Annotated in this window: 20 protein-coding genes, 1 other RNA gene and 1 pseudogene; 13 read left to right on the top strand and 9 right to left on the bottom strand. The window is 58.0% G+C overall.

Annotated features, from left to right (window positions below; translation table 11 throughout):
* Positions 1 to 100 precede the first annotated feature (100 nt).
* Positions 101 to 880 (top strand): Bax inhibitor-1/YccA family protein, encoded by a 780-nt coding sequence (locus AC2FJV_RS04295; protein ID WP_142636741.1) that lies wholly within the window; start codon positions 101 to 103, stop codon positions 878 to 880.
* Between the two features lie 166 nt (positions 881 to 1,046).
* Here the strand turns inward: AC2FJV_RS04295 and AC2FJV_RS04290 are convergent, their stop codons facing one another.
* The 7 genes from AC2FJV_RS04290 to gatC all read right to left on the bottom strand — a co-directional run bounded on the left by AC2FJV_RS04290 (position 1,047) and on the right by gatC (position 5,923).
* Complete coding sequence (locus AC2FJV_RS04290) at positions 1,047 to 1,553, bottom strand: hypothetical protein (protein WP_185956682.1); 507 nt, start codon at positions 1,551 to 1,553, stop codon at positions 1,047 to 1,049.
* 228 nt (positions 1,554 to 1,781) lie between these two features.
* Positions 1,782 to 1,949: a 50S ribosomal protein L33 gene (gene rpmG / locus AC2FJV_RS04285; protein WP_007799108.1), complete on the bottom strand. Its 168-nt coding sequence runs from the start codon at positions 1,947 to 1,949 to the stop codon at positions 1,782 to 1,784.
* Between the two features lie 281 nt (positions 1,950 to 2,230).
* An RNA gene (gene rnpB / locus AC2FJV_RS04280) (RNase P RNA component class A) lies at positions 2,231 to 2,622 on the bottom strand.
* Positions 2,623 to 2,745: 123 nt separating this feature from the next.
* Complete coding sequence (locus tag AC2FJV_RS04275) at positions 2,746 to 3,462, bottom strand: N-acetylmuramoyl-L-alanine amidase (protein ID WP_496712845.1); 717 nt, start codon at positions 3,460 to 3,462, stop codon at positions 2,746 to 2,748.
* Positions 3,413 to 4,105, bottom strand: coding sequence for a hypothetical protein (locus tag AC2FJV_RS04270; protein ID WP_496712791.1), 693 nt, complete (start codon positions 4,103 to 4,105; stop codon positions 3,413 to 3,415). The genes AC2FJV_RS04275 and AC2FJV_RS04270 overlap by 50 nt, the downstream gene beginning before the upstream one ends.
* Before the next feature lie 39 nt (positions 4,106 to 4,144).
* The gene (gatA, locus tag AC2FJV_RS04265; RefSeq protein WP_496712789.1) at positions 4,145 to 5,632 is read right to left on the bottom strand and encodes an Asp-tRNA(Asn)/Glu-tRNA(Gln) amidotransferase subunit GatA; all 1,488 of its coding nucleotides are present in this window, start codon (positions 5,630 to 5,632) and stop codon (positions 4,145 to 4,147) included.
* A 3-nt stretch (positions 5,633 to 5,635) separates the two neighbouring features.
* Positions 5,636 to 5,923: an Asp-tRNA(Asn)/Glu-tRNA(Gln) amidotransferase subunit GatC gene (gene gatC, locus AC2FJV_RS04260; RefSeq protein WP_496690956.1), complete on the bottom strand. Its 288-nt coding sequence runs from the start codon at positions 5,921 to 5,923 to the stop codon at positions 5,636 to 5,638.
* A gap of 227 nt (positions 5,924 to 6,150) precedes the next feature.
* Here gatC and AC2FJV_RS04255 point away from each other — a divergent pair, with 227 nt between their 5' ends.
* Together AC2FJV_RS04255 and AC2FJV_RS04250 are read left to right on the top strand one after the other, a co-directional pair.
* Positions 6,151 to 6,309 (top strand): hypothetical protein, encoded by a 159-nt coding sequence (locus tag AC2FJV_RS04255; RefSeq protein ID WP_185956681.1) that lies wholly within the window; start codon positions 6,151 to 6,153, stop codon positions 6,307 to 6,309.
* A 135-nt stretch (positions 6,310 to 6,444) separates the two neighbouring features.
* Positions 6,445 to 7,008, top strand: coding sequence for a DUF4202 domain-containing protein (locus AC2FJV_RS04250; protein ID WP_496689663.1), 564 nt, complete (start codon positions 6,445 to 6,447; stop codon positions 7,006 to 7,008).
* On the opposite strand, the gene AC2FJV_RS04245 is transcribed toward AC2FJV_RS04250, so the two are convergent.
* Positions 6,999 to 7,655: a ceramidase domain-containing protein gene (locus AC2FJV_RS04245; protein WP_271949387.1), complete on the bottom strand. Its 657-nt coding sequence runs from the start codon at positions 7,653 to 7,655 to the stop codon at positions 6,999 to 7,001. The two genes, AC2FJV_RS04250 and AC2FJV_RS04245, sit on opposite strands and share 10 nt — an antisense overlap.
* 58 nt (positions 7,656 to 7,713) lie before the next feature.
* On the opposite strand from AC2FJV_RS04245, the gene AC2FJV_RS04240 reads away from it, so the two are divergent.
* Complete coding sequence (locus tag AC2FJV_RS04240) at positions 7,714 to 8,406, top strand: metal-dependent hydrolase (protein WP_496689661.1); 693 nt, start codon at positions 7,714 to 7,716, stop codon at positions 8,404 to 8,406.
* A 7-nt stretch (positions 8,407 to 8,413) separates the two neighbouring features.
* On the top strand, positions 8,414 to 9,391 hold the full coding sequence (locus tag AC2FJV_RS04235) for a nuclear transport factor 2 family protein (RefSeq protein WP_496689659.1): 978 nt from the start codon (positions 8,414 to 8,416) through the stop codon (positions 9,389 to 9,391).
* Between the two features lie 28 nt (positions 9,392 to 9,419).
* Here AC2FJV_RS04235 and AC2FJV_RS04230 read toward each other — a convergent pair whose 3' ends face one another.
* On the bottom strand, positions 9,420 to 9,875 hold the full coding sequence (locus AC2FJV_RS04230; RefSeq protein ID WP_496693848.1) for a nucleoside deaminase: 456 nt from the start codon (positions 9,873 to 9,875) through the stop codon (positions 9,420 to 9,422).
* A gap of 61 nt (positions 9,876 to 9,936) precedes the next feature.
* Between AC2FJV_RS04230 and AC2FJV_RS04225 the strand changes: the two are divergent.
* From AC2FJV_RS04225 to AC2FJV_RS04190, 8 genes and pseudogenes are all read left to right on the top strand, one after another.
* Positions 9,937 to 10,743 (top strand): annotated as a pseudogene (locus AC2FJV_RS04225) (pseudouridine synthase); the annotation flags it as partial.
* A gap of 177 nt (positions 10,744 to 10,920) precedes the next feature.
* Entirely contained in the window at positions 10,921 to 11,835 is a 915-nt protein-coding gene (locus AC2FJV_RS04220; protein WP_271949379.1) for a 5-bromo-4-chloroindolyl phosphate hydrolysis family protein, read from the top strand.
* 31 nt (positions 11,836 to 11,866) lie between these two features.
* Positions 11,867 to 13,057 carry a toxic anion resistance protein gene (locus AC2FJV_RS04215; RefSeq protein ID WP_496693849.1) on the top strand — a complete coding sequence of 397 codons (1,191 nt, stop codon included), beginning with the start codon at positions 11,867 to 11,869 and terminating at the stop codon, positions 13,055 to 13,057.
* Complete coding sequence (locus tag AC2FJV_RS04210) at positions 13,026 to 14,030, top strand: DUF2927 domain-containing protein (RefSeq protein ID WP_496693850.1); 1,005 nt, start codon at positions 13,026 to 13,028, stop codon at positions 14,028 to 14,030. The genes AC2FJV_RS04215 and AC2FJV_RS04210 overlap by 32 nt, the downstream gene beginning before the upstream one ends.
* Before the next feature lie 22 nt (positions 14,031 to 14,052).
* Positions 14,053 to 15,201: an SPFH domain-containing protein gene (locus tag AC2FJV_RS04205; protein ID WP_496712787.1), complete on the top strand. Its 1,149-nt coding sequence runs from the start codon at positions 14,053 to 14,055 to the stop codon at positions 15,199 to 15,201.
* Positions 15,202 to 15,266: 65 nt separating this feature from the next.
* Entirely contained in the window at positions 15,267 to 15,758 is a 492-nt protein-coding gene (locus tag AC2FJV_RS04200; RefSeq protein ID WP_281994944.1) for a cytochrome b, read from the top strand.
* An 18-nt stretch (positions 15,759 to 15,776) separates the two neighbouring features.
* Positions 15,777 to 16,886, top strand: coding sequence for a TFIIB-type zinc finger domain-containing protein (locus AC2FJV_RS04195; RefSeq protein WP_496712785.1), 1,110 nt, complete (start codon positions 15,777 to 15,779; stop codon positions 16,884 to 16,886).
* Between the two features lie 85 nt (positions 16,887 to 16,971).
* The gene (locus tag AC2FJV_RS04190) at positions 16,972 to 17,640 is read left to right on the top strand and encodes a nitroreductase (RefSeq protein ID WP_271949366.1); all 669 of its coding nucleotides are present in this window, start codon (positions 16,972 to 16,974) and stop codon (positions 17,638 to 17,640) included.
* Positions 17,641 to 17,656: the final 16 nt, after the last annotated feature.

Here is a 17,656-nt window from a genome sequence, read left to right as displayed (position 1 = left end):
CACGTTAAACCCTTGAAACACAGCCCGCACTTGACGATATTTGCGAGGAGCGCGGCCTGACATCGGGACGCAAAAAGAATATGTGGAGGGAGACCTTTTAATGGCACAATTTGACACGATCCGGACGGCGACCGGTACGCGCGCTGCCCAGATTGACGAGGGCCTGCGCGCCCATATGAACAAAGTCTACGGCACAATGTCCGTGGGCATGCTGATTACGGCACTCGCGGCCTGGGCTATTGCTGGTCTTGCCGTGACCTCAGATCCAAGCAACGCAGTTGCTCAGATCGGCGCTGATCGTTATCTGACCAGCCTGGGCGGCACCCTGTTCCTGTCGCCGCTGAAATGGATAGTGATGTTCTCACCGCTGGCATTCCTGATCTTTGGCTGGGGCGCGCTGATGCGGCGCGGGTCGGCTGCGGCGGTGCAACTGGGTTTCTTCGTATTCGCGGCCGTTATGGGCGTTTCGATGAGCTCGGTGTTCATGATCTACACTCCTTACTCGATCGCGCAGACGTTCATTGTGACCTCGATTGCCTTTGCTGGTCTGAGCCTGTTTGGCTACACCACCAAGCGCAATCTAAGCGGCATGGGCACATTCCTGATTATGGGTGTGATCGGCCTGCTGGTGGCGATGGTCATAAATATGTTCCTGCAATCGCCTGCGATGATGTTCGCGATCTCGGCAATCGGAGTGATTATCTTTGCTGGCCTGACGGCGTTCTACACACAGGACATCAAAAACACCTACGTTGCGCATGCAACACATGGTGACCAGGAATGGCTGAACAAAGCGGCTATAGACGGCGCGCTGAGCCTCTATATCTCGTTCCTGAACATGTTCCAGTTCTTGCTGATGTTCATGGGGCAACAAGAGTAGCACACCGCATTACAGCAGCAAATAAACAGGGCGGGTCCGAAACGACCCGCCCTTTTCTTTTGCGGCCTGCAGCAGGTCGCCCTGCGGTCAGCTCCTCGCCACGTGCTCCCAAAAAGAAAGGCCCCGTCCTGATGACGAGGCCTTGGAATTGAAAGCGAACGGAACTTTAGCTGCAGTTCAACTGAACAGCAAATCCGGAACTGCGCTTTTCTGAACCTTTGCGATAAACGTCGCCGACAGGCAAGCAGCCAGTGAATTGTTCGGCGCCAGTACCAAAGTTTGCACCAATCGTATTCGGAACCCTGGTGCGGCTATTTTCGGTACGAACGACGCCGAAAAGCGTTCCGTTCACTTCAACAGTGCTCAGGAACAGGTTTGTATCTGAGCCAGAAACGACTACTGCGCTGGTATCGCTGCGCGCGCCATTTTCTATTGCAACACGTGCAATTTTACCCGGATCGGTCTCGTCCGTTGAAACTCGGACCGGGGGCAGCTCTGCCAACTCTGCCGGAACATTGGTGGACTCTGGAACAAACGCCGCCGCACCCGGCACTTCGCTGATGCTCCGCGGCTCACCATCAATGCCCGTAAAGCCAACACCCTCGCGGTTATAGGGGTCTTCACAGGCTGCGAGAGCCAGAATAGTTGCTGTGGATAACAAGATTTTTTTCATGACGGCCAACATTTTGGAACGGTTAGCTCAAGCGTAGTTGCAATACATTCCAAAAAGCAACCCAGCGGGCAAACGAATGCCTCGGCTGCTGATGCTTAGCTGCAACGGCCTCCAAGCGCGCTCCGGCTGCCTTGAGCCGATAGATTCAGGTATGAAACATCGTCGCGCAAACGAAAAAGGCCCTGTCGAAACAGGACCCTTGTCATTCTGTCCAAGCAGGACGGCAGATTACTTGATCTTGCCTTCCTTGTACTCGACATGCTTCCGAACGACCGGGTCGTATTTACGAACGGTCATTTTCTCGGTCATGGTGCGCGCGTTCTTTTTGGTCACATAGAAGTGGCCCGTGCCCGCGGTCGAGTTCAGACGGATCTTGATTGTCGTCGGCTTCGCCATGGTTATCTCCTGCGTCCGAAAAGGCAGGGGCCTTTCGGTTGAATTCCTATGAGCGTGCGCTTTTACCCGGTCATGCAGCCGAGTCAACCTGAATTCGGGTAGATCGGCGCAGATTTCATCAAAACACAAGATCGTCCCTGCCCCCAGCTTATCGCAGACCTTTACGCGGCCATTTCGGCCACAAGGGATGCCAGCTCAGCAGCCACAGCAAGACCTGTATCAAAGGATGACTCCAGCCGTGACCCACCTGTGGAACAACGCGATTCGTCTTAGCAATATTAACGCGCGGAGGGCCTGTAAGCCGGATCTTGTTCCAGGGTTGCCCCCTTCGATGACCATTCCTCTAGGCCGTGCATTGCTGCACGGCTCAAGCTGCCAACCCGGTCCCTCTCGGCCAAGACGCACTTAGCGGCGGTATCGGCGGACGCCGACCTGCCCGCGTGGGGACCCTATTTGGCATTGCTCCCGGTGGGGCTTGCCGTGCCACCCCTGTTGCCAGGGGCGCGGTGGGCTCTTACCCCACCGTTTCACCCTTACCATGCACGCATGGCGGTCTGATTTCTGTGGCGCTTTCCGTCGGGTTGCCCCGCCCGGGCGTTACCCGGCACCGTTGTCTTGTGGAGTCCGGACTTTCCTCTCGGGCTTACGCCCCAGCAGCCATCCGGCCCTCCGCGCGGAGACGTGGGTATGCGCAGTGTCAGGCCGCGTCAAGGGCCGATAGGGCGTTAAGGGGCAGCCCCTTCTTGGCCTGCGGTCAATTCAGCCCCGAGATATTTTTGGTCAGATGAAAAGCCGATCAGGTCCAGAGCGCCGCATGGCCGAGCGAGGTGAAATCCGCAGGTTCCAACGGGCCTTTGGCCCAAGGGCGGTATCTGAGACGCACGGTGGCAAGCAGCGTGTCGTCGTCCGTTTCGGGCGAAAAGCCCATCTGTTGCGCCAACGCACGGAACAGCGGCATCGAGGCCTCTTGCGGGCCATCATCCTGGCCACGTTGGCCAGCAAGATTGAGATGTTCGAGCCGTTGCCAGGGAAAGCGAGGGCCGGGGTCGACCTTGCGCCCCGGAGCCATGTCGGAATGGCCGATAACCCCGTCCGGTGCAATCGCCCATCGGGCCATGATACGGGCCAGAAGCCACTCAAGCGTGGTCATCTGAGGTTCGGGAAAAGGATGGGTGCCAAGATTGTCCAGTTCTATCCCAATCGAACGCGAATTGATATCGGTTCGCCCGCGCCACTCTCCTGCCCCGGCGTGCCAGGCCCGGTCCTCTTCGCGCACCATTTGCCAAAGCGTGCCATCGGAACCGATCAGGTAATGCGCAGAGACTTCGAAGGCCGGGTCACACAAGCGATCCAGCGCAGCCTGTGCACTGTCCATTGCGGTGTAGTGCAAAACGATCAATGACGGCGTCAGCCCATCCCGGCGATCTCCGAAATTGGGGGATGGGTGCCAGATGGGCTTTGGATCAGTTGTTGACGGCACTGCGGAACGGGCTGGGATCCCAGCCGCAAGCATATCCGTCGCCATCAGGGTCCAGCCCCTTGCGGTCCTTCTGGGGACCGCCATTTGACAGGAACTCGATCTGCGCCTGGTCCGCCGATTGGAATTTCGCGCAATTCCGCTGTGCCTTGGCCTGCAGGTTGAACCCTGCACGGCTGTAAAGCTGGGCACCGACCGGATTGGATGTGCTCAGCGCGTATTGGACGATGTTTGGCTGACCATCCGCTCCGCGTTGCGGAACCGCGGTTGGGGCGACAACCTCATAGGTTTGGCTGTTCTGTTCGATTCGAGCAGCATCGGTTTCGATACTGCGACGTTCAGAAACCGCAGCAAAATCCTGTTCGTCAGAGATGCCGCTGTTGCTCGCAGTCGGCACCGATGCTGAAGCGGCGGCCGCCTGCGTCGAGGTGCTTGCAAGCGCTGCAGCAGTGGCCGTGGCCAGGTCAGCGCCATCCACGCCGGATGTTGGCGAGCCCAAGGGTTGCTGCGAGACCTCATAGGGTTCCGGCAGAGGGCTTCCAGTGCCGCCCTGCCCTGCCAGCTCAGCTTCTCTTTGCGCCTGATAAGTCGGGGTGTTGAATCCTGTACCCTGAACCGGGGCCACCGTGTTACAGGCGGCCATCAACCCGATTGCGGGGATCAGAATCGAAAAGCGCATCCAGCTGCTCCGTTCTACGTTGTCTTGTTGATCAGAGGATTACCACCATTTCCCCGGCTTGGCCACAAAGCCCGCAGCGCTTTCCAGCGCATAGGCCGTGTTCAGCAAATCGCCTTCGTCCCATGGACGGCCAATCAGCTGCAGACCAAGCGGCAAACCCTGAGAATCAAGACCTGCAGGAACCGAAATGCCCGGCAATCCAGCAAGGTTGACCGTCACGGTAAAGACGTCGTTCAGATACATCTGAACCGGATCCGCCTCGGTCATTTCACCCAGACCGAACGACGCCGACGGCGTGGCCGGGGTCAGGATGGCGTCAACACCGGCGGCGAAAACGTCCTCGAAATCTTTCTTGATCAACGTGCGGACCTTGCGGGCGCGGTTGTAATAGGCGTCATAGAAACCCGCCGACAGAACATATGTCCCGACCATCACCCGGCGCTGCACCTCGTGCCCGAAGCCTTCGGCGCGGGTTTTCTCGTACATCTCGGTGATGCCGTCGCCCTGCCCCAACTGCGCGCGGCGGCCATAGCGGACACCATCATAACGCGCCAGGTTCGAGGACGCTTCGGCAGGCGCAATCACGTAATAGGCGGGCAGCGCGTATTTGGTATGCGGCAGCGAGATGTCGACGATCTCGGCCCCCGCGTCCTTCAGCATCGCCGCGCCATCTGCCCAGAGCTTTTCGATCTCGGCGGGCATGCCGTCCATTCGGTATTCCTTGGGGATACCGATCTTCTTGCCCTTGATGTCGCCGGTCAGCATGGCCTCGAAATTCGGGACGGCCAACTCGGCGCTGGTGGAATCCTTGGGGTCATGACCGCACATGGTTTCCAGCATGATCGCCGCGTCGCGGACATTCTTGGTCATCGGCCCGGCCTGATCCAGCGAGGATGCAAAGGCCACGATGCCCCAGCGCGAACACCGGCCATAGGTTGGCTTGATGCCGGTAATGCCGACAAAGGCCGCAGGCTGACGGATCGAGCCGCCAGTATCGGTGCCAGTGGCGGCCAGACACAGATCAGCCGACACGGCCGAAGCCGATCCGCCGGAGGACCCGCCCGGTGTCAGCTGTGCGTCGTCATTGCCACGGCGCCACGGGCTGACCGCATTGCCATAGATCGAAGTTTCGTTGCTGCTGCCCATTGCAAACTCGTCCATGTTCAGCTTGCCCAGCATCACGGCCCCCGCGTCGGCCAGTTGCTGCGAAACGGTAGATTCGTATTCAGGTTTGAAGCCTTCGAGAATCTTTGAGGCTGCCTGCGAGGGCACGCCCTTGGTGCAGAATAGGTCCTTGATGCCGATCGGCAGACCACACATCGACGGCGCATCACCCGCTTTGATGCGCGCGTCCGCTGCCTTGGCACGTTCTATCGCGATCTCGGGGGTTTTATGAACAAAAGCGTTCAGCGCATCTGCTGCATCAATGGCGGTCAAGCAGGCTTCGGTCAGCTCGACCGAGGTGACATCACCGGCACGCAGCGCGTCGCGGGCTTCGGCCAGGCCCAGTTTGTTCAGATCACTCATGTCTTACTCCACCACTTTGGGGACTGCGAAAAAACCTTCGCGTGCGTCGGGGGCATTGGCCAGAACCTTGTCCTGCTGGTTGCCGTCGGTGACCATATCCTCGCGGCGCTTCAGGCGCATCGGTTCGACCGAAACCATCGGCTCGACACCGTCGACATCCACTTCATTCAACTGTTCGATGAACCCAAGAATGGTGTTGAACTCGGATGCCAGCGCAGGCAGCGCGTCATCCTCGACCTTGATCCGGGCCAGTTTGGCCACCTTTGCGGCGGTGCTTTGGTCAATCGACATCGGAAAACCTCATATGCGTCAGGGGGCATTTACCTGTCTGATGCCTCGGTCGCAAGGGTAGCAGGCGGTTGTTCTGCCCCTTCTATGCAAGGAGGTGGCTTAGCCATACAAAATTGCATAGCGCCTATGCACAAAAGTAAACCAATTAGTTCAGAATTCGCCTTGAAAAAGTGAACTGCGCCGTTCACTTCTTACAGCATGGCACAGCCACTAACTGGAGTAAGATGATGAAAACGCTCATGACCGCATTTGTGTTGGCCACTACTGTTCTTGCTACGCAAGCTCAGGCATTCGGACCCACCATGGGTTCGCTAACCCGCGACCTGTCTTTCCCCGATCAGGTTTCCGAACCAGTTACACAGGACAAAACGAAGCTGGGTAACTGACGCCACAACTTCGTCCGGGTCGGATCCCCCTCTCCGACCCGGAATTTCGCATTTGACTGCTGCGTTTGATTTGCCGACTCGCTACGATGCGTCCGAACACACCGCCGGATTTCCGGCAAGGCCACGGAGCATAGAATGAGCGCGCGAAAACAGGCAGTCCTGGACGCAATCGACGCAGCCAACACCCAAGATCCAACCTTAGAGAACGGCCAACCCGCAGCGTTGCTTTACGGACAACGCATGAGCGCTGAACTGGCCAGGCTTTTTCCCGATGCATCGAACTCGCTTGAGATCGCCGCACGCGGGCAACATGTTGAACGCTGGAAGCTGGCCCGAAGTGAATATCCCGAAGGGCGCGCAGGGTATCTGGCTTGGCGCAAGGCGCAGGGCGAACACCATGCGCAAACCGTCATGACCTTGATGAAGCAGTGCGGATTTGAAGAAAACGAAATCCAAGACGCCGGACGCATGGTGCGCAAGCAGGGTATCAAACGTGACAACGAGGTACAGGCGCTGGAAGATGTGGCCTGTTTTGTGTTCCTCAAATGGTATTTCGCTCCCTTCGCCGCAAAGCACTCGCAGGAAAAAATCCTCAGCATTGTCGAGAAAACCGCGCGTAAGATGTCATCCGATGCACGCACCAGGGTTCTGGCCGAATTTGACCTGCCGACAGAACTGGCTGCTGCGTTTCAGGCCTGAGACGCACGGCTTAGGTGCCTGCGGTAGACCTCGATCATCCAGCCCAACATCGTGGCGTTCAGGATGTGCCACAGAAAATGCGTGCCAGTCGGGAACTGCGTGCAAATCGGTGCGTCCAAAGCGCGAAAGGTAATTGACACGATCAGGATCACTGCGCCGGTCGCCAGCCCGCGGGCGGTATCAGGCAGGCATTTCGACAACAGGACGGCGTAAATCAGGATCAATAGCGGCACCGGAGCATAGGCGGCCGATCCGCCCAGACCCGGAATCAGTTGGAACACCGGAATCGTCAAAGCGGCATATGGCACAAACAGGGCCGCGCCGATCCCCGCGTAAAGCGGCCGCAACTGCCAGACGTCGCGATTCATTGCAAAAATATAGGTCAGGATAAAAAGCAGGATGGGTGCTGTATCCGCCAACGCGGACCAGACCTGTGCATGGGTGTGAAACAAATAACTGCCAATTCCGATGCCGACCAGGATAACCACAAGCATTTTTGCCAATGGCATCCCCGGCCCGCGCACCCGCCGCCACATAATGAAAGCCGCAATCAAAAAGGCGGCATTCGTAACCGCATTTATCGGCTCTGCCCAATAGGCAGGCGATAAACGCTCGCAATAACTGTCAATTTCCCGAAACCAATCCATGAAATTTTACATACCCGATGCTAGTCTGCAGCCAACAGTTCATTTGGGAGTGCTTTTCATGAATATCATCTGGCTTGGGCATGGCAGCTTTCGCATTGAAACAGCAGGACAGGTTCTTCTGATCGACCCTTGGCTGACCGGCAACCCCGTTTTGCCTGAAGATCAGCATGACGCTGCTTTGGAAGACGCGACACATATCCTGCTGACACACACGCATTTCGATCATGTTGTTGACGTTGTCTCATTGGCCAAACATCTGAACGTCCCCGTGGTCGGTCAGTATGACCTAATGGGGTACTGGAGCGAAGCCGAGGGTCTGGAAACAGTCGGCTTCAACAAAGGCGGCACGGTCAACCTGAACGGTGTTATGGTCTCGATGGTACCCGCCTCGCACAGCTCGACATTTTCGACCCCAGACGGGCTGCGAACCGGCGGCAGCGAGGTCGGTTTCATGATCTCATCCGAGGGGCACATGCTCTATGTTTCGGGCGACACCGATATCATGGCCGATATGGACTGGATGGGGGATTACTATAATCCCGATATTGGTATCCTGTCCGCAGGGGGCCACTTTACCATGGACATGAGAGGCGCCGCCTATGCTGCAAAGCGCTATTTCAATTTCAAAACCGTGATTCCCTGCCATTACAAGACCTTCCCGATTCTGGAACAATCCGCGCAGGTGCTGGCGGACGGTTTGCCGGGTGTCGAGGTGATCGAACCGCAGCTGATGCAAGCCATCAAGCTGTAGCCGCTTGATGAGTAACGCGGTAACACCCTCTCCAGAACTGGTCGCTGTCATACGGCGCTGGAATGATGCGGTTCGCCTCAAGGATCGCGCCGCGCTGATGAACCTGCTCTCGTCATCTGAACATCTGCGGTATCAGGGGTCGGCAGATGGCGAAAGCTGGTCCGGACAGGTGTTCCGCCAGGGCTTTGCCGACCACACCCGCGAAATTCCGGATTTCAGCTGGGACGAACATTCGCTCGAGGCGTTTGAATGCGGTGACATAGGATGGGCCCATTGCGAAGCAACACTTGCATTCACATCAAACGGCAAAGCCACACTCCATAGGTTCACCTTTGTATTGCATCTGGAAAACGGTGTCTGGAAGATGATCCAGATGCATGTCTCCAACCCGACTTCGAACATGGAGAAAATCGGGATCGAGCATGAAGCGCTGAACGCATTGATCGCGGCAGCTCGGCAGGAATTCACTCAGGATCAACAAGAGGGCGCGGCATCGGTCATGTTTACTGATATCGCGGGTTCTTCTGAAATTACGCGTAAGGTCGGAGATCACAAATGGACCGCGCTCATATCCAGCCATTTCGATCTGGCTGAAAATCTGATTCACACCCATGGCGGCCGACTGGTCAAATCACTTGGAGATGGCACGATGTCGATCTTCTCCTCTGTCCACGACGCGATCCAAGCGGCGACCGAATTCCAGAGGGAAAATGCGGCCCTACAGTCGGATATACCCTTGGGTCTTCGGGTTGGCATTCATACCGGCGATGTCATTCAGCGGGACGAGGATTTCTTTGGATCAGTGGTCAATAAGGCCGCACGGGTGACTGGCCTTTGTGGCGCAAATGAAATTCTTGTCACCGACGTTACCCGATTGCTGCTGGGCGCGACCGCCGGGCTGCAGTTCAGCGCTCCGATTTCGGCTCAACTAAAGGGGTTCGGTGGTCCACAGACGGTCTATCGCGTGGACTGGGCCAAACCCTAGCACCGCAGGCCGGTGGTCCCAACCCAGATTATTTACTGGCCCTCTTTTTGGTGAAGAATTCGCGCAGCAGGGCTTCGCAATCCTTGGCGGCAATACCGTCAAACACTTCGGGTTTATGGTGCGACTGTGGATGGGAAAACACACGCGCCCCGTGAGCTACCCCACCCGATTTGGGATCAGAGGCCCCGTAATAGATCCGCCGAACACGAGCGGCGGCCAAAGCCGCGGCGCACATCGCGCAGGGTTCCAGTGTGACATAGATGTCGTGGTCAATCAGGCGTTCCGATCCGGTCGCAGCACAGGCGACGCGCAGGGCCAGAATCTCGGCATGTGCGGTTGGGTCGTTCAACTCGCGTGTCTGATTGCCTGCCACGGCGACAACCCGGTCGCCCAGCACGATAGCAGCCCCTACCGGAACTTCGCCGCGTTCACCGGCTTCGCGCGCCTGCTCAAGCGCGATATCCATGTACGATCTGAACTCCATGCCTCTGACTGCATCAGAAACCTGCCTTTCGCAAGGCGGCGGGATGCGCTATGGGCTGCAAATGACTAATACCCCTCCTCCAGGCGACCGGATCGCCAAAGTCCTTGCCCGCGCTGGCGTCGCCTCGCGCCGGGAAGCGGAACGCATGATCGAAGCAGGTCGTGTGGTTGTGAACGGCAAGACCATCGACAGCCCCGCGCTGAACGTTACCGCCAAAGACAAGATCACCGTCGACGGCAAGCCGGTGTCCGAGCCGGAACCGTCACGTCTTTGGCTGTACCACAAGCCACCCGGTCTGGTTACGACGACGAAGGACGAAAAAGGCCGCGCGACGATCTTCGACAAGTTGCCCGAGGACATGCCCCGCGTCATGAGCGTCGGGCGGCTTGACCTGAACTCGGAAGGGTTGCTGTTGCTGACAAATGATGGCGGCATCAAGCGCAAGCTGGAACTGCCTGCCACCGGATGGCTGCGCAGATACCGCGTCCGTGTAAACGGGCGTCCAAAAGACGAGGATTTCGCGCCGCTCCGAAAGGGGCTGGTGATCGAGGGTGAACGGTTCCAACCGATGGAAGTAACACTCGATCGGCAACAGGGTGCAAACGCCTGGCTGACCATTGGCCTGCGCGAAGGTAAAAACCGCGAAATCCGCCGCGCGATCGAGGATATCGGCTTTGCCGTGAACCGGTTGCTGCGCGTCTCGTACGGCCCGTTTCAGTTGGGCAAACTGAAACCCGGAGAGGTCGAGGAAATTCGCCGCCGGGTCATGCGTGATCAGCTTGGTCTTGAGGCTGAGCCCGAGGCTCCGGCCAAACGCCCTGCACGGCCACAGCGCAAACGGCCTCCGATCGGCAAGAAATCTCGCAAATGATAAGGGTTAGGTAACCTTCCCCCTAGCGCCGGGGCCGCGCATCCCCTAAGTTTTCCGCAAAGAGAAACTCAGGGAGCATCATGTCCGGGTCCGGAGTACAAAAACTGGCTTACGTGGCCTTATTGGTTCTGTTGTTCGGCGTCTGCACCGGATTACTGGGAGGGCTGTAAGCACATGGCCAAACGCTTTGGCGGCAAATACAGCCCAAACGACTCAGATTCGTCGACAGATCAACCGGCGCGCGGTCAGTTTGATGGCGCGCGCGTAGAACCAGCTGGAGCACGGGCTAATATCCTGTTTATCCCGGCTGTTCCATTGGTGTTTCTGTCGCTGAACGACGGTGCAATCGGGATGACCATTGGCCTGATTGCCGCTGGTTTGCTGACCGGGGCGGCCTTTCTGCTGCGCGAAGGGTTGCGGGCCGAAGCGGCCTATAACGCGCGGCGCACAGCCCGGCGCCCGGCAATTCCCCGCAAGATATTTTCCAGCGTTCTGACCGGCCTTGGGGCTGGATTGGCCTCATACCGATCCGAGTTTCTCGATGCGGCAACCGTGTCTGACGCCAGCCTCATCGCCCCAGTTTTATTCGGCACCGCCGCTGCTGTGTTGCATTCCGTTTCCTTCGGCCTGGACCCTATGTCAGACAAAGGCATGGAAGGCATCGATACCTTTCAGCAGGACCGTGTCGCACGGGTAGTCGAAGACGCTGAGGCGCATCTGACCGAAATGACCGACGCCATCAAACGTGCTGGGGACCGCCGGATCGAAGCGCGGGTCGAGCGATTTCAGGAAACTGCCCGCGATTTGTTTCGCACCGTCGAAGAAGATCCGCGCGATCTGGCCGGAGCAAGAAAATACCTGACCGTCTATCTGCAGGGTGCCCGTGACGCGACGGTCAAGTTCTCGGATGTTTATGCGAGAACACGTGATGCACAGTCGCTGCAGAATTACTCGTCTCTACTGGATGACCTGGAACAGAATTTCTCTGCCAGGACCCGTAAGATGCTATTGGATGACCGCAGCGATCTGACGGTTGAAATTGACGTGCTGCGCGAACGGTTGCAGCGCGAAGGCGTTCGGTTGGACTGACCGGCCCGAAGTATACAGAGAGGATTACCCCATGTCCGAGGAAGTAAAGAACAAGGCAGTCGAAGCCGAAACGCTGCTACAGGAAGTGACCGCCGTCGCCCTGCCCGACCCCACGGCGGAAATTGTCCTTCTGAAAGAGGCCGACGAGCCTGTAGGTGCTGAAATTCGTAAACGCATGGGCGAGATCGACATGGGGAACACGAATTCCATCGTGTCCTTCGGCTCGGGTGCGCAGGCCGAGTTGCAGGAAATCAGCCAGGCGATGCTGGCGGATGTACGTAACAAAGATGTCGGTCCGGCAGGTGACAGCCTGCGTAATATCGTGACCACGATCCGTGGTTTCTCGGTCAGCGAACTCGACGTGCGGCGCGAGCGTAGCTGGTGGGAAAAACTGCTGGGCAAGGCCGCCCCGTTCGCCAAGTTCACCGCCCAATACGAACAGGTTCAAGGCCAGATCGACCGGATCACGGATGACTTGCTTTCGCATGAACATACGCTGTTGAAGGACATCAAGTCCCTGGACATCCTGTATGAAAAGACGCTGGGCTTTTATGATGAGCTGGCGCTTTACATCGCGGCCGGCGAAGAGAAGCTGAACGAACTGGACAGTCAGGACATTCCTCAGAAAGAGGCCGAGGTTCAGGCCGCTCCCGAAGAGGATCAGGTGATGAAAGCGCAGGAGCTGCGCGATTTGCGTGCTGCGCGCGATGATCTGGAACGCCGGGTGCATGACCTGAAGCTGACGCGGCAGGTCACCATGCAGTCGCTGCCCTCGATCCGTCTGGTTCAGGAAAATGACAAATCCCTGGTGACCAAGATCAACTCGACCCTGGTGAACACCGTGCCACTCTGGGAAACCCAGCTGGCACAAGCCGTCACCATTCAGCGCAGCGCCGAGGCCGCCGCCGCCGTGCGCGATGCGAATGACCTAACCAACGACCTTCTGACTGCGAATGCCGCCAACCTGCGCGAGTCGAACAAGGTGATCCGTCAGGAAATGGAGCGCGGTGTCTTTGATATCGAGGCCGTAAAACAGGCCAATGCCGATCTGATCGGAACCATCAATGAAAGCCTGGAGATTGCGGATGAAGGCAAGGCCAAACGCGCCGCTGCCGAGCAAGAGCTGCAGAAGATGGAAACCGAACTGCGCGACACTTTGGCCGCAGCCAAAGCGCGCAAGGACGGTATCGGTGACAACGCCGGAACAGCTGTTCCGGGCTGATGGTGGATTGAAGGTGCGGTCACAGGGATATCTGAAGCCTGTATTGGGTCTGGTCGCATTGCTGGCGCTGGCCAACTGCGACGAGGCCCTGACGTCTTCGGTTGCCCCTCAACCGCGCCCCGTAGCCCCCCCAGCGCCTGCCCCTAATGCCTATGTACCTCCATCTGCGGCCAGTCAGGATCTTGCGCGGTTCTATCAGCGGGTAGAACGTGACCTGCTAACGCGTGGTATGCTGCGCAGCGATGGCGGCGGGCCGGACACACCCTATGATGCCAGCGATCTGGAGCGGAATTTCGAGACGATTGCCTTTTTCAACGAGTATCCAGATCACGCCGTCACCGCGACCACATACTCGACCGAGGGCCAGCTTAGCCGATGGTCCGCCCCTATCCGTGTTCAGACAGAATTCGCCCCGTCTGTGTCCCCCGAAATGCGGGCAAAGGATGCCGAACAGGTCGAGATCTTTACCGCGCGGCTGTCCAAAGTGACCGGCCATCCGATGTCTGTCGTTACCCGCAAGGCAAATTTCCATGTCTTTTTCGCGGGAAAGGATGACAGTGCATACGTGGTCTCCCGCCTGAAACAGCTTGTGCCCGGTATCGATCAGCCTTTGCTAGACCTGGTTGCAAACCCGCGTTCAAATATTGACTGTTTTGTCATCGCGTCTCCGACCAACCGGTCCCTGCACCGGTTTGTTCGGGCGGTGGTGCTGATCCGTGCTGAATTGCCTGATATGCTGCGGCGCAGTTGCATCCACGAAGAAATGGCGCAGGGGCTGGGACTCTCCAATGACAGCAACGCTGCGCGACCCTCCATCTTTAATGATGACGATGAATTTGCGCTGCTGACCAGCCATGACGAGAAATTACTGACAATGCTCTATGACCCGCGTCTTGAGCCTGGCGTGGCTGTCGAAGACGCGCGTCCCGTGGTGCGGATCATTGCGCGCGAACTGATGGGCCAGCAGCTGTGAGCCCAAGATAAGGAGACCCCAAATGGGTATTTTCGATTTTCTGACCGGCGAGTTCATCGACGTCATCCACTGGGTCGACGACACCCGCGATACGATGGTCTGGCGGTTCGAACGCGAGGGCCATGCGATCAAATACGGCGCCAAACTGACCGTGCGCGAAGGCCAGGCGGCCGTTTTCGTGCATGAGGGGCAGCTGGCGGATGTCTTCACTCCTGGTCTCTATATGCTCGAGACCAACAATATGCCGATCCTGACGACACTGCAGCATTGGGACCATGGCTTTCAGTCTCCGTTCAAATCCGAGATTTATTTCGTCAACACGACTCGCTTCAATGACCTGAAATGGGGCACCAAGAATCCGATCATGCTGCGCGATCCGGAATTCGGACCGACCCGCATTCGCGCTTTCGGTACTTATACAACCCGGGTCAAAGACCCAGCAAAATTCATGATCGAAATCGTCGGCACCGATGGTGAGTTCACGATGGACGAGATCAGCTTTCAGGTGCGCAATATCATCGTTCAGGAATTCAGCCGGGTCATCGCAGGATCAGGCATTCCGGTTCTGGACATGGCCGCCAATACCGCCGATCTGGGCAAGTTGATCGCGGCAGAAGTGACCCCGGTCTTGGACGGGTACGGGCTGGAGATGCCTGAATTTTATATCGAGAACATCTCACTGCCACCCGCAGTTGAAGCGGCGCTGGACAAGCGGACATCGATGGGGCTGGCTGGTGATCTGGGTAAATTCACCCAGTATTCAGCCGCTGAGGCGATGACAGCCGCGGCCAACAATCCCGGTCAGGGCGGTGGCATGGGCGCTGGCCTTGGCATGGGAATGGGCATGGCCATGGCACAGCAGATGTCGAACATGGCAGCGGGTCAGCCGAGCGGTCCGTGGGGCGGTTCCGCCCCCGCTGCCCAGCAACCTGCGGCGCATACGGCGCCTCCGCCGCCACCGCCAGTGGAACATGTCTGGCATATCGCCGTTGACGGGCAAACCAGCGGGCCATTTTCCAAGGCCAAGATGGGCCGCATGGCGACAGACGGAGAGATCACACGAGACACCCATGTCTGGACCGCCGGTCAGGACGGCTGGAAAAAGGCGGGTGAGGTACGGGAACTGGCGCAGTTGTTCACGATCCTGCCGCCACCCCCGCCCGGAGCCTGAAGTGACGGAAAGCTTAGGCAGCAACGTTTAACGCGTATCCGCAACCTCTCTGAAAGAGCAAACGAATGTCTACTTTGGACCGCTACTCAAAGCCCCAAATCGTATTGCACTGGCTGATCGCTGTGATCATCATCGGCGAATGGATCAGCAGCGATGGCATGGGACGGGCCCTGCACGCCCGGCTCGAGGGCAACACGGTCTGGACAGAAGGGGCCACCCCTCATGTCTGGCTTGGCTGCATCGTCTTTGCGCTGATCCTGGTCCGCATCCTTCTACGGTGGCGACAGGGCGCGCCTGCCCCGGTTGAGGAGAGCTCGGCCCTGATGGCGACCGCAGCAAAGTTGGGACATCTCTTGCTTTATGCGCTGATGGTCGCGGTGCCAATCTTCGGCATGTTGGCCTGGTTCGGGGGTATCCATGTTGCTGGTGAGGTCCACGAAACCGTGGGCAATGCCCTGTTGTTCGTCGCATTAGGTCACGCTGCCTTTGCCATCTGGCATCATTTCATCAAACGGGACGGGGTGCTGAACCGGATGCGCCTGTCCTCTGGCCGATAACGCAAATTCGAGACTTCAATGGCCCCTACCGACCCTAACATTGTAGACGAACACCGCTTTCCCTGCGATCAATGCGGGGCGGATTATCGGTTCAATCCCGGTGATGGTACGCTCACCTGTGACCATTGCGGTCACTCAGAGGCAATTGGCGCCGGACCGTGGGGCGGTTCCAGCCTGAAAGAGCTGGATTTCAACAGTGCGCTTTCGGATCAGCTGCCTGACGATGAGATCGAGGAAACGCGTGTTCTGACCTGCCCCAACTGTGCGGCTCAAGTTGAATTTGAACCGGCCACGCACGCAGCCGAATGCCCCTTTTGCGCAACCCCAGTAGTGACGGATACCGGCATCAGCCGTCACATCAAACCCCGCGGCGTGCTGCCCTTTGCGCTGGATGAACGCACTGCGCATAAGGCGATGGGAGACTGGCTGGGACGGTTATGGTTCGCCCCAAACGGGTTGAAGGATTATGCCCGCAAAGGGCGCAAGATGCAGGGTATCTATGTTCCATACTGGACCTTCGATGCGGATACGAAATCCACATATCGGGGCGAGCGCGGCATAGTTTACTATGAAACACGCAGCGTCATGCGCGATGGCAAGCGTGTACAGCAAAGGGTCGCCAAGGTGAGATGGTCCCCGAAATCGGGCCGGGTCGCACGGTTCTTTGATGACGTTCTGGTTTTGGCATCCCAGTCTTTGCCCAAGAAGTACACCGACGCGCTGGAACCCTGGGATTTACCCGCGTTGGAACCGTATCAGCCTGAGTACCTCGCCGGTTTTCGGGCCGAGGCCTATACAGTCGAATTGAATGACGGCTACACCGAAGCCCGCACACATATGTCCCGCGTGATAGAACGGGATGTACGCTTTGATATTGGTGGCGATCGGCAGCGCGTTCATGCGGTTGAGACCGATGTGCGGGATGTGACCTTCAAGCATGTCCTCCTGCCGATCTGGATGGCCGCCTACAAATATCGGGGGCAGACGTACAGGTTTGTAGTAAACGGCCGCACCGGGCGCGTTCAGGGGGAACGTCCCTGGTCAGCGCTCAAGATCTCTGTCGCCGTGTGCCTTGGCCTTTTGGTAGCTGCCGGTGTTGGTTACATGGTGGCAACCGGTCAGCAATGACGTGACCGGCTAACCGCATCAGCACTTGAACATCCGCCAGTCTGACCTCATCCTGCGCCCTGTCAACGCCGATGGGGAGGCCTGTGTGACACTATCCGCTCTGAACAGTCTACTGGATCAACGGCATTCCTGCCGCGCCTTCCTGTCTGACCCGGTGCCAAAGGATCAGATTAATCAGATCCTGACCAGCGCAGCCCGCGTTCCAAGCTGGTGCAATGCGCAGCCCTGGAACGTGACCATCACCAGCGGGCCAGAGACCGATAAGTTTCGGAAGGCTCTGCAGGATGAGGTAACCGCGGACACGCCATCCCCGGACCTGCCCTTTCCTGCCTCCTATTCGGGCATCTACCAGGAACGCCGCCGTGAATGCGGCTGGGCCCTTTACGAAGCCGTTGGCGTTGAACGCGGAGATCGCGCCGGGTCCACCCGGCAGATGATGGAGAATTTCGCCCTTTTCGGAGCGCCCCATTGTGCAATCATATCCAGCCCAACGGAACTCGGCGCTTATGGCGCGATGGATTGTGGTGGCTTTGTTACGGCCTTCACCCTAGCGGCGCAGGCTCTGGGCATAGCGACAATTCCGCAGGCCGCAGTGGCCAGCTATGGCCCTTTTCTGCACCGATATTTCAACATCCCGGATGACCGTCTGATCCTATGTGCGATCTCTTTCGGCTATGCAGACAAAGACCACCCGGCCAACAGGTTTAGAACCAGTCGCGCCGCGCCCGACGCGTTTGTCGAGTGGGTCGACTGACCATCAAATGGAGGAA

This window comes from Ruegeria sp. CDSA241 (assembly GCF_059611265.1).
Note: the sequence above shows the minus strand (reverse complement) of the source record. Positions and strands in the feature narration are given on the sequence as shown.